This window comes from Pseudomonas fluorescens, from assembly GCF_000802965.1.
GTDB classification, from domain to species: domain Bacteria; phylum Pseudomonadota; class Gammaproteobacteria; order Pseudomonadales; family Pseudomonadaceae; genus Aquipseudomonas; species Aquipseudomonas fluorescens_A.
In genome coordinates this window covers 33,693-45,281 of record NZ_JSAK01000003.1, presented here as the reverse complement: position 1 = coordinate 45,281, position 11,589 = coordinate 33,693, and the positions used below count along the sequence as shown (strand labels likewise).

Below are 11,589 nucleotides of genomic sequence, written 5' to 3'. Positions count from 1 at the left end.
CAGCAAGCCGGCTCCTACAAGGGAGGTTTCATTGCCGTTTCTGGCATGCATAAAAAAACGGCCCGAAGGCCGTTTTTTGTTTGCCGCAAAGGCTTAGCCGCCGAGGTACGCCTCGCGCACTTTCGGGTCGGTCAGCAGGGCTTCACCCGTGCCTTGCATCACTACCCGACCGTTCTCGAGAACGTAGGCCCGGTCAGCGATTTTCAGCGCCTGGTTGGCGTTCTGCTCCACCAGGAACACCGTCACACCGTCCTTGCGCAGCTGTTCGATGATGTCGAAGATCTGCTGGATGATGATCGGTGCCAGGCCCAGCGACGGCTCGTCGAGCAGCAGCAACTTGGGTTTGCTCATCAGCGCACGGCCGATGGCGAGCATTTGCTGTTCGCCGCCGGACATGGTGCCGCCGCGTTGGCTGAAGCGTTCTTTCAGGCGTGGGAAAAGTCCGAGGACCTTGTCCATTTGTTCCTGGTAATCGCCCTTCGCCGTGAAGAATCCGCCCATGGACAGGTTCTCTTCCACGGTCAGACGGGAAAACACCCGACGACCTTCCGGCACCACCGCGATGCTTTTTCGCATGATCTGCGAGGAGTCCTGGCCAACCAGCTCCTCACCCATGTAGCGGATGCTGCCGCTGTGGGCGCGCGGCGAACCGCACAGGGTCATCAGCAGCGTGGACTTGCCGGCACCGTTGGCGCCGATCAGCGTCACGATTTCGCCCTGGCGGACTTCGACGTTGACGCTGTGCAGGGCCTGGATCTTGCCGTAGAAGGTGGAAACGTTTTCGAACTGCAGCATTTACGCTTCCCCCAGGTAGGCTTTGATCACTTCAGGATTGTCGCGGATCTGTTCCGGCGTACCGTCGGCCAGAGGGGTGCCCTGGTTGATCACGACGATGTGGTCGGAAATGCTCATGACCAGTTTCATGTCGTGTTCGATCAACAACACAGTAACGTTGTGCTCTTCACGCAACACGCTGATCAGCGCTTTCAGGTCCTCGGTTTCCTTCGGGTTCAGGCCGGCGGCCGGTTCGTCGAGCATGAGGATCCGCGGGCGGGTCATCATGCAACGGGCGATTTCCAGGCGACGTTGCTGACCGTAGGCCAGGGTGCCGGCCGGACGGTTGGCGAACTCTTTCAGGTTGACCTTTTCCAGCCAGTACTCGGCGAAGTCCATGGCCTCGCGTTCGCTTTTGCGGAAGCCCGGAGTCTTGAACAGGCCGGCCAGGAAGTTGGTGTTCAGGTGGCGGTGCTGGGCGATCAAGAGGTTCTCGACCGCGGTCATGTCTTTGAACAACCGCACGTTCTGGAAGGTACGCACCACGCCTTTGAGGGCGATCTTGTGGCCCGGCAGGCCTTCGATCGGCTCGCCGTCCAGCAGGATGCTACCGCCACTCGGCTTATAGAAACCGGTCAGGCAGTTGAACACGGTGGTCTTGCCGGCGCCGTTAGGGCCGATCAGCGCCACAACCTGCTTCTCTTTCACGCTCAAGGCTACGCCGTTGACCGCCAGCAAGCCGCCGAAGCGCATGCTCAGGTTTTCTACTTTAAGGATCTCGCGGCTCATTTGCGCAGCTCCATGTGAGGACGTTGCATGGGCAGCAGACCCTGAGGGCGCCAGATCATCATCAGTACCATCAAGGCACCGAACATCAACATGCGGTACTCACTGAACTCACGCATCATTTCCGGCAGCAGAATCATCACCACGGCCGCGAGGATCACGCCCAGTTGCGAGCCCATGCCACCCAGTACGACGATGGCGAGGATGATCGCCGATTCGATAAAGGTGAAAGACTCGGGAGTGATCAGGCCTTGTCGGGCGGCGAAGAAGCTACCGGCGAAACCGGCGAAGCTGGCACCCAGGGTGAAAGCCGAGAGTTTGATGATGGTCGGGTTCAGGCCGAGGGCGCGGCAGGCGATCTCGTCTTCACGCAAGGCTTCCCAGGCCCGGCCCAACGGCATGCGCAGCAGGCGGTTGATCACAAACAGCGCCGCCAGTGCCAGGAGCAATGCCACCAGGTAGAGGAAAATCACCTTGTTGATCGAGTTGTATTCCAGGCCGAAATACTCGTGGAAGGTTTGCATCCCTTCCGCGGCCTTGCGTTCGAAGGTCAAGCCGAAGAACGTTGGCTTCTCGATGTTGCTGATACCGTTCGGGCCGCCAGTGAGGCCGGTCAGGTTGCGCAGGAACAGACGGATGATTTCACCGAAGCCCAGGGTCACGATCGCCAGGTAGTCACCGCGCAGACGCAGCACCGGGAAGCCGAGCAGGAAGCCGAAGGTGGCTGCCATCAGGCCGGCGATCGGCAGGCAGATCCAGAAGCTCAGACCGAAGTAGTGCGACAGCAGCGCATAGCTGTAGGCGCCGACGGCGTAGAAACCGACGTAGCCGAGGTCGAGCAGGCCGGCCAGGCCGACCACGATGTTCAGGCCGAGGCCGAGCATCACGTAGATCAGCACCAGCGTCGCGATGTCCACCGCGCCGCGAGAACCGAAGAACGGCCAGACCAGCGCACCGGCGATCAGGGCAATGATGAACCAGCGCTGAGTAGTCGGCAGGGTCAGGAAATTACTGGCCTTGGCCGGAATCAGCGGCATGCCTGGCGACGAGCGCCAGGCTGAACTGATTTGCTGGTCGAACAGCACGCGCAGGAACATCAGTACCGAGCAGACGGCGATGGTGATCAACGTGGCGGTGCTGGTGCCGTGGACTTCGAGGTTGATGCCGACGATGGTCAGCTTCAGACCGAGCACCGGGTAGGCAACTGCCCACACCAGCAAGGCACTGAACAGCGCCTGTTTAAGATTCCTAGTCATACTTTCTCAACCTCCGGGCGGCCCAGCAGGCCGGTTGGCCGGAACAACAACACCAAAACCAAGAGACCGAAAGCCACGACGTCCTTGTACTGGTCGCCGAAGATATCGGCACCGAAGGCTTCAGCTACGCCCAGCACCAGACCGCCAAGCATGGCGCCCGGAATACTGCCGATACCGCCCAGTACCGCTGCGGTGAAGGCCTTGAGGCCGACGAGGAAACCGGCGTTCGGGTTGATAACGCCGTATTGCATGCTCAGCAGCACAGCGGCGATGGCCGCCAGGGCGGCACCGATGACGAAGGTCAGGGCGATGATGTTGTTGGTGTTGATACCCAGCAGGTTGGCCATCTTGATGTCTTCGGCGCAGGCGCGGCAGGCGCGACCCAGGCGAGAGCGGGAGATGAACAGCGTCAGACCGAGCATGGCGACCAGGGTCACCACGAACACCACGATTTGCATGTAGGAAATCAGCACTTCTTGTGCGCCACCTGGCCCGAATGCAATGTTGCCCGGAATCAGGTTGGGGATGGATTTGTCCTTGGAGTCTTGCGCCAGCAGAACCGTGTTCTGCAGGAAGATCGACATGCCGATGGCGGAGATCAGCGGAATCAGACGGTTGCTGCCGCGCAGGGGGCGGTAGGCGATCCGTTCGATGCTGTAGCCGTAGGCACTGGTCACGACGATGGTCGCGAGGAAAGCGGCGGTCATCAACAATGGAACACTGTCGAGTCCCAGCATGGCCAGCCCGGCGATGGCGATGAACGCCACGTAGGAGCCGATCATGTACACCTCGCCGTGGGCGAAGTTGATCATTCCAATGATGCCGTAAACCATCGTATAGCCGATGGCGATCAGGGCATACGTGCTGCCAATGGTCAGACCATTAACCAGCTGTTGGAAGAAGTGATAGATGTCAGGCATTACAGCGCTCCTAAAAACCTGATACGCATTTCACTGGTGGAGTCATTTTCCCGCTCGAGCCCCGTGGATCTGCATCCACTTCGAATTCGAGGTTTGCCAGCGAACCGCTGATGACGGTTTTGAGATTTTCAGGTGGGGAGACTAGCGGATCACGCCAGCGCGGCCCAATACGTTCGTAAAACAAAGCCCACGGCACGCCGTGGGCTTTATTGGCAGTCAGTCAGGCAAAGCCTTACTGAGGCTTGGCTTCAGTTTTTGGTTTGCCGAAGTGCCACTCGTAAACCACAAATTTGAAGTCTTTCAGGTCGCCCTTGTCGTCGAAGCTCAGGTCGCCGGTAGGGGTCTTGAAGGTGCCTTTGTGGATTTCTGCAGCCACTTTGGCAGTGTCTTCGGACTTGGCAGCCTTGATGCCGTCGGCGATCACGGTCACAGCCGAGTAAGCCGGGAACACGAACGGACCGCTTGGATCTTCTTTCTTGGCTTTGAACGCATCAGCCAGGGCAACGTTGGCCGGATCCTGGTCGAAGGACTTCGGCAGGGTCACCAGCAGGCCTTCGGAAGCGTCTTTGGCGATCTGCGAAATGGAGTCGTTACCCACGCCTTCCGGACCCATGAACTTGGCTTTCAGGCCTTTTTCCTGGGATTGACGCAGGATCAGACCCAGCTCCGGGTGGTAGCCGCCGTAGTAGACGAAGTCGACGTTGGCTTGCTTGAGTTTGGAGATCATCGACGAGAAGTCTTTGTCTCCGGCGTTGATGCCTTCGAACACGGCAACCTTGACGCCTTTCTTCTCGAGAGTCTGTTTCACGGCGGTGGCGATGCCTTCACCGTATTGCTGTTTGTCGTGCAGGACAGCAACGATTTTCGGTTTTACGAAGTCGGCAATGTAGTTACCGGCGGCAGGGCCCTGGGCGCTGTCCAGACCGATGGTGCGGAACACCATTTTGTAACCACGGGCGGTGATGTCCGGGCTGGTGGCAGCCGGGGTGATCATGATCACGCCTTCGTCTTCGTAGATGTCCGAAGCCGGTTGGGTGGAGCTGGAGCACAGGTGGCCAACGACGAACTTGACGCCGTCGTTGACGACTTTGTTCGCGACCGCTACCGCTTGTTTTGGATCACAGGCGTCATCGTATTCAACGGCTTCGAGCTTCTTGCCGTCTACGCCGCCTTTGGCGTTGATCTGTTCAATGGCCATTTTGGCGCCGCTGAACTGCATGTCGCCGTATTGGGCTACAGGACCGGTTTTAGGGCCGGCGATGCCGATCTTGATGGTGTCAGCTGCGAACGAATGGCTGGCAACCCCGGCCAGAACCATAGCGGCAAACAGTTTGGAAATCTGCTTAGTAGCCTTAGTCATAGTGCTCCACTCTTACTGTTGTAGTTTTTATAGTCCTGGCGCCTCAGGGCGGCAGAACCGGGTCAGATATCGACGACATCCCCGGAAAAGCCCCTCGGCAACTGTACCGGTACAGTGTAGAGCGCCGATTGTCAGCCTGGGAAGCTGGCGCCGGGGGGCAAAACTTGGGGGTGTCGCGTTTTTGAATGAAAAAGACAGAATTGCGGCGGGGCTTTGACGGGCTTATAGCCAGATTCCGTGCATTCCTTGGCTTTCCTGCTCTTTTCGTTCAGTTATACAAATTGCATCCGGGTTTTTCTGCCAGACCACCAACGTTATCATTGCGTCGATTTCTTTTCGGACAGGACCCATGAATCAAGAACCTAGCACCCTCTATGCCAAGCTGCTTGGTGAAACCGCATCTATTACCTGGAAAGAGCTGGAGCCGTTCTTTGCCAAGGGTGCCCTATTGTGGGTCGATCCTGGTCTGGATTTGATCGCTGCGGCTGAAGCCATAGCCACGGATGACAGCGAGAAAGTGGCCGCCTGGCTGGCCGCCGACACAGTCGCCAAGCTCTCTGAAACGCGGGCGCTGGATCTCTTCGAACGCGATCCAGAGTTGTGGGCGGTGGTGGTTTCGCCGTGGATTATGATCCAGGAAAGAGCGCAAGCTTGATTGGTAGCACCTAATTGGTGCGCAGGTTTGTCGGTGGAAAGTGTGTAGCCGAGTAGCGTGATGGCACGTTGCCGTAGAGAAAGGCCACAGCCTCACGGTGACGTAAACGTAACGGGAACAGTTGAGAGAGCTGCGTGAGGGCTGCTCAATTGTTTCTGGATGTTGGATCGGCTGAAATCTTCAGTGAATTTCAGAGCCTCATCGGTGGCAAGCCAGGCCCCACAATGCCCCGGAACGTTCACGAATAATGTGTACGCCACGAACCTGTGGGAGCTGGCTTGCCAGCGACTGGGGCAACTCGGTTCTGGATCAGACCGAGAAAGTCTTGCCCGTATGGTTATTCAGCGAAATAACCTTGGTCTTGCCGATGCGATGACGGTAGATCTCACGCAGGTACTTGATCGCTTTCTTCACGCAATCCCGGGACAGGCGGATGTCGTTGATCGAGACGAACTTGTCTTTGTCGTTGATCAGCTCGCGGTACTTCTTCTCGTACATCGGTTTGATCGCGTACCAGTTGGTATCGAGAATCTTCGCCGGGTTCTCGAATTCGTTGAGCAAGTCGTCAATGCGGTCTTCGTCGAATTCTTCATTGATGATGAAGTCCAGCATCGAGTTGTCCAGGGTCTCGTCGAAACGGTACGGGCTGCGCGCGAAGCAACGCTTGATGAAAGCTACGATCAGCGTCAGGAAATCGTCGGACAGGCACGGGCTCTTGGCGATCAGGGTGGTCAGCGACAGGTTGGCCGAGGCGCCGATCACCAGCGCATAACGCTTGAGCGTGGTGTTGGGGAAGAGGTTGTTGAGGTGCGTCTTCAACCGGTTCAGGTCCATATAGGACAGTTTGTAGTCCTTCGGCAGCGAAACGATCGACACCACCGACGAGCAGTTCTTGAAGAAGTGCAGGTCGTGCAGGGCTGCCGCGTCATAGCCAGAATTCTTGTACTGCTCCAGCGATGCGCGATAGCGCTTGGATTCGATCGGCAGCAGGCTGATGCCTTCGATGGCCTGAGTGACTTTGTTGAAGTGCGGCAGGTCGATGGAGCGGAAGAACAGGTCGTCGATGTTCAGGCGCTGCGGCTCTTTTTCGAACACCTTGAACTTGTCGCTGCTCGGCGGCGGGGTTTCCGGTACGACGGATTCAGCGTAGGCAATCGCCACCGGGCCGGCCAGACTCATGAACAGGTCGTTGGCATCCAGGCGAATGGTTTCGCCGATGTCGATGCCGGCACGACGGAAATAGTTCTGGTCGTAGTCAGTCGTGACCGCTTGCGCTGTCAGAATGTTGAAGATCTGCTGCGAGATGTATTGGTTGGCGTGCTTCTCCATCGCATTGACATCAATGTTCTGGATGTTGCCGTCATCGCTCTCTTCGGCGTAACGCATGATGTCGTTGGAGATCAGCATCATCGCGTTCCATGGGCGGATACGGCCCATGACGCTGGCTTCGCTGCTGTCTTCATTGGCGAAGTTGTAGGAGAAGTCCCACTCCTCCGACAGGTATTTGCACAACAGGCGACCGGCGTTGATGTGCAGCGCTTCGGACATTTCACTGCGATGATCGGAAATGTTCGGCAGCACGCAGATGCCGCTGGTGAAGATCGGCTCGAAAACGAAGGAGTGGCCGCTTTTGCTGTCGTGCTCGTCCATCGGCTTGGTGTCGAACGTCTTGTTCATGTACGAGTGCTGCTGGGCCAGGCCGAACTCGGAAGCCATGCCCGAACCGGTACCGCCGCCGGCACTGAAGATCGAGAAATACAGGCGGGATTGGTTGGCCTTGATGCCGCAGCTGTCGATCAGGTACGAGTGGATCATCTTCCAGTCAGGGCTGGAGAAACGCTGGGTGTCCTTGTTCAGGATGATCTTCGCCAGGTACTGGCCGAGGATCGGCGCGTTACCGGCGCCACCGGCGTGGACTTCCGACAAGTCCATGATTTTCATTTTGCTGTAGTCGCGCAGGAAGCCGCTCTTTTCGCCCTTGCGCGAGAAGCGGATGCGACCGGCGATGTCTTTGTCCAGGTCGCCGAGCATCACCAGTGGCTCGACCAGAAACACCGGTTTGGTGGCCTTGTTCTGCCCCAGACGCAGGTTGTTGCGAATCCATTGCGCCGGGCTGTAGCCCTTTTCGGCGTAGCGTTTGTCCGGCGACAGGCGATCTTCGTTGTTGAATTCGTTGAGGTAGAACTTGCGGGCGTTGTACACCAGCTCCGCGACATCCAGTGCGATGTTCGAACCGCAGCGGCCGAGACCGATCAGGCACACCGACGGGAATTCCTGATCGTTATGCTGCTCGTTGTCGCCGTCCAGATGCGGTGGGCGCGGAAATACCATGTCACGCAGGCCGTCGAGGTTATCGAGGATGCGGTCGGTGTTGGTTTCGGTGAAATACAGGTATTGCTGGGTCGCCAGCGGGCGTGACGGGGGCAATGGCTTCGACGGTGTCAGGGCAGGGCTGTTGGCCGCAGGGCTCAAAGTCAGGTCGGGTACCGCAGTCGCCGGGTTATTTTTAGAAGTCATTGTTCGCCATGTACCTGGGCTGGTTGGTTGGCCGACATGCAGTCGTCGAACCGTCACGGAATGAGAAATCGCGTCTTTTAGCAGCGCGTATTTGTCCCGAGCGTCAGCACTTTGGCCTGAACGTCGCTCGGGGGAATCCTTTCCTAAGTCATGATGAATCGGCCACTATTCAGCGATCTTTAATCAAAAGGAGGCCAAATGATGTCAACGCTACCTTCGTTGGGGTTCGCCGGAATCGGGCTGATGGGCTTGCCAATGTGCCGGCGTTTGCTCGCGGCGGGTTATCCGCTGACGGTGTGGAACCGTAACCCGGACAAATGCGCGCCACTGGTGGATGCCGGTGCACGGCAGGTCGCCACACCGGCCGAGTTGTGCCAGAACGCCGATGTGGTGATGTTGTGTCTGGCCGACACGGCGGTGGTTCGTGAGGTGGTTTTCGGCAAGGCGGGCATTGTCAGCGGTGCGAAAAGTGGTCAGTTGCTGGTGGATTTTTCCAGCCTGGAGCCTACTGCGACGCGGGAAATGGCAGCAGAGCTTGTCAGCAAATCAGGCATGGGCTGGCTGGATGCACCGGTTTCCGGCGGCGTGGTCGGCGCCGAGGCTGGCAGCCTGGCAATCATGGTCGGTGGTACTGCGACGGATCTTGAGCGGGTCAAACCGGTTTTGTTGAGCCTTGGGCAGCGAGTGACCCACATGGGCGCTGTCGGCGCCGGTCAGGTGACCAAGGCGTGCAATCAGATGATCGTCGCCTGCAATGCACTGGTGATTGCCGAAGTGGTGGCGCTGGCGGAGCGATCCGGAGTCGACGCAAGCCTGATCGCCGAGGCGCTGGCCGGAGGTTTTGCCGATTCAAAACCCTTGCAGATCCTCGCCCCGCAAATGGCCGAGAGCCGTTTCGAACCGGTCAAGTGGCACGTGCGAACCTTGCTCAAGGATCTGGATACAGCGGTGAAGTTTTCCCGCGAACAAGGATCGGCAACACCGATCAGCGGCTTGGCCGCACAACTGATGCGACTGCACGGGAGCCAGGGATTCCTGGAAAAAGACCCTTCTACATTAGTGCAGATGTACCGTGAACCAGACTCAATGGCATGACCGTGTACGACTGCTTGCGCTGGTTGATTTCGTTCAGGACAGGATGCAAGTCAACCAGCGGCACCGGCCGACTGAGCAGGTAACCCTGGACGAAATCGCAACCCTGGTGTTCCAGAAACTGGTACTGCTCAAACGTTTCGACGCCCTCGGTCACCACCTGTAAATGCAGGGTGTGGGCCATGGCGATAATGGCCTGGACGATTTCCATGTCCTGGATGGACTTGGGGATCTCCTGAATGAATGAGCGGTCGATCTTCAGCGTGTTGAGCGGCAGGCGCTTGAGGTAGGCCAGGGATGAATAGCCGGTGCCGAAGTCGTCGATCGACAGCGAGACGCCAAGGTCACGAATCTGGCGTAGCAGCACCAACGTATCGGCGATGTTGCCCATCAGGGCGTTTTCGGTCACCTCCAGCTCCAGCCGCTGGGGGGCCACGCCGGCGCTGCGCAGCGCCCGTTCGATCTCATCGGCCAGTTCTTCGCGGGCCAGGTTCAGGGGCGAGCAATTCACCGCAATCTTCAGTTCCTCGCAGCCCTGACGAGACAACTCGGCCAGGTCTTCGCAGGCCTTTCGCAGCACCCAGTTGTCCAGCTCGGCGATCAGGCCGTTGGCTTCGGCGATGGCAATGAAGCGGTCCGGTGTCAGGAACCCATGCACGGGGTGTTGCCAGCGAATCAATGCTTCAAGCTTGTTGACCTGGCCGGTTTTCAAGTCGTAAATCGGTTGGTAAAAGAGCATCAGGCCGGTGTCTTCGTGCAGTGCGCGGCGCAGTTCCTCTTCCAGTTGCAACTCCAGCGTGGCCCGTACCTTGAGATTGGCACTGAAGAAATTCAGGCCATTGCGGCCGTTGCCCTTGGACTGGTACAGCGCCAGATCGGCGTTTTTCAGCAGCTCTTCGCAGGTCCTGCCATCGTGCGGAAACAGGCTGATGCCAATGCTGGTGGTCATCACCATGCGCCGGCCGGCCAGCTCAATCGGGGCCTTCATTCTCAGCATGATGCGCTGGGCCAGCTGGCGAGCCTCTTCGCGATCTTGCAGGTTGATGAGAAGGCAGAACTCATCGCCACCGAAGCGCGCCACCACGTCTTCGTCGCTGCGTATGGACGCTTTGATGTGGTGGGCGAGCACCTTGAGCAGTTCATCGCCAGCGTCATGGCCGAGGCTGTCGTTGATCCGTTTGAAATGGTCGATGTCGAGGAAAAGCACGGCGAGCATGCCACCTTCGCGGGATTTCTCGGCGAGCTTCTCGGCGAAGATCTGGTTGAAGCCGCGGCGGTTGATCAGGTTGGTCAAGGCGTCGTAGTGCGCAACCTGTTGCAGCGACAGGCGCGCCTGGTCCAGTTGACTCAGCAGCGAATTGACCCGCTGCAGGTCGCGTTCCTTGTTTTGCAGCTTCTTGTCCGCCAGGGCGGCGCTGATGCTGCTGCCGATGATCAGCAGGGTCATGACCGCGACCGTCAGCCCCAGTTGCAGGTGATTGTTTTCCCCCGGTTGCGTCATGAGGCTGCCGGGGGGCAATACCAGGTTGAAGGCGGCCATGCCGGTGAAATGCATGCTGACGATGCCTGCCCCGAGCACCAGGCTGGCGCTGTACTTGAGCAATTGATGGAACATCCCGGCGCCCTTGCGCAAATAGCTCGCCAGCAGCAGCGCCGCAAGGCTGGCAAACATTGCGATCACGACGGAGAGGGCAAACAACGCCGGCTGATAATAGATGATCGCTTGCGAGCGCATGGCGGACATGCCCACGTAATGCATGGTGGCAATGCCCAGGCCGATCCAGATCGAAGCCTTGACGCAGTGCCCGAAATTCAGGGCCGGGAGGCTGAGGGTGCGCATCGCCCACCACGCCGTGACCAAGGCGATCAGCAGAGAGACAAGGGTGACGGGCAGTTGGTAGTGGACGGTGATCGGCGCCTGGAACGCCAGCATGCCGATGAAGTGCATGGCCCAGATCCCGCCCGCGAGACATCCGGCACCGACCCACCGCCAGAGCCGCTGAGAAGCGGGTTTCTCCGCATGCGCAAGCCGATCCGCCATATCCAGTGTGGCGAAGCTGCCAACACAAGCGACGAGATAAGCCAGTAACACCAGAAAAGGGTCATGTAAGCAATTGAGTATGACCTGCCCACTCTCTGGCAGCTCGGTAATGAAATGCAGACCAAGCCACTCCATCGCATGCCCCGTCGTATATGTCTGGCCGGCGCAATGAGCGCTGGCGAATGTCT

9 protein-coding genes are annotated in these 11,589 nt (G+C 58.5%); 2 read left to right on the top strand and 7 right to left on the bottom strand.

Going from position 1 to position 11,589, the window contains the following annotated elements; translation table 11 throughout:
* Positions 1-93 precede the first annotated feature (93 nt).
* The 5 genes from NL64_RS03340 to NL64_RS03320 all read right to left on the bottom strand — a co-directional run bounded on the left by NL64_RS03340 (position 94) and on the right by NL64_RS03320 (position 5,096).
* Positions 94-795, bottom strand: a complete 702-nt coding sequence (locus NL64_RS03340; protein WP_034146751.1) for an ABC transporter ATP-binding protein — start codon at positions 793-795, stop codon at positions 94-96.
* Positions 796-1,563: a high-affinity branched-chain amino acid ABC transporter ATP-binding protein LivG gene (livG, locus tag NL64_RS03335; RefSeq protein WP_034146750.1), complete on the bottom strand. Its 768-nt coding sequence runs from the start codon at positions 1,561-1,563 to the stop codon at positions 796-798.
* The gene (locus NL64_RS03330; RefSeq protein WP_034146749.1) at positions 1,560-2,816 is read right to left on the bottom strand and encodes a high-affinity branched-chain amino acid ABC transporter permease LivM; all 1,257 of its coding nucleotides are present in this window, start codon (positions 2,814-2,816) and stop codon (positions 1,560-1,562) included. The genes livG and NL64_RS03330 overlap by 4 nt, the downstream gene beginning before the upstream one ends.
* Positions 2,813-3,736 carry a high-affinity branched-chain amino acid ABC transporter permease LivH gene (gene livH, locus NL64_RS03325; protein WP_034146748.1) on the bottom strand — a complete coding sequence of 308 codons (924 nt, stop codon included), beginning with the start codon at positions 3,734-3,736 and terminating at the stop codon, positions 2,813-2,815. The genes NL64_RS03330 and livH overlap by 4 nt, the downstream gene beginning before the upstream one ends.
* A gap of 232 nt (positions 3,737-3,968) precedes the next feature.
* Positions 3,969-5,096, bottom strand: coding sequence for a branched-chain amino acid ABC transporter substrate-binding protein (locus NL64_RS03320; protein WP_034146747.1), 1,128 nt, complete (start codon positions 5,094-5,096; stop codon positions 3,969-3,971).
* Between the two features lie 349 nt (positions 5,097-5,445).
* Here NL64_RS03320 and NL64_RS03315 point away from each other — a divergent pair, with 349 nt between their 5' ends.
* Entirely contained in the window at positions 5,446-5,751 is a 306-nt protein-coding gene (locus NL64_RS03315) for a DUF2288 domain-containing protein (protein WP_034146746.1), read from the top strand.
* A 309-nt stretch (positions 5,752-6,060) separates the two neighbouring features.
* On the opposite strand, the gene NL64_RS03310 is transcribed toward NL64_RS03315, so the two are convergent.
* Positions 6,061-8,268: a hypothetical protein gene (locus NL64_RS03310; RefSeq protein ID WP_034146745.1), complete on the bottom strand. Its 2,208-nt coding sequence runs from the start codon at positions 8,266-8,268 to the stop codon at positions 6,061-6,063.
* A gap of 198 nt (positions 8,269-8,466) precedes the next feature.
* Between NL64_RS03310 and NL64_RS03305 the strand changes: the two genes are divergently transcribed.
* Positions 8,467-9,363, top strand: a complete 897-nt coding sequence (locus NL64_RS03305) for an NAD(P)-dependent oxidoreductase (protein ID WP_034146744.1) — start codon at positions 8,467-8,469, stop codon at positions 9,361-9,363.
* On the opposite strand, the gene NL64_RS03300 is transcribed toward NL64_RS03305, so the two are convergent.
* Entirely contained in the window at positions 9,320-11,308 is a 1,989-nt protein-coding gene (locus NL64_RS03300; protein ID WP_437176908.1) for a putative bifunctional diguanylate cyclase/phosphodiesterase, read from the bottom strand. The genes NL64_RS03305 and NL64_RS03300 overlap by 44 nt on opposite strands.
* Positions 11,309-11,589: the final 281 nt, after the last annotated feature.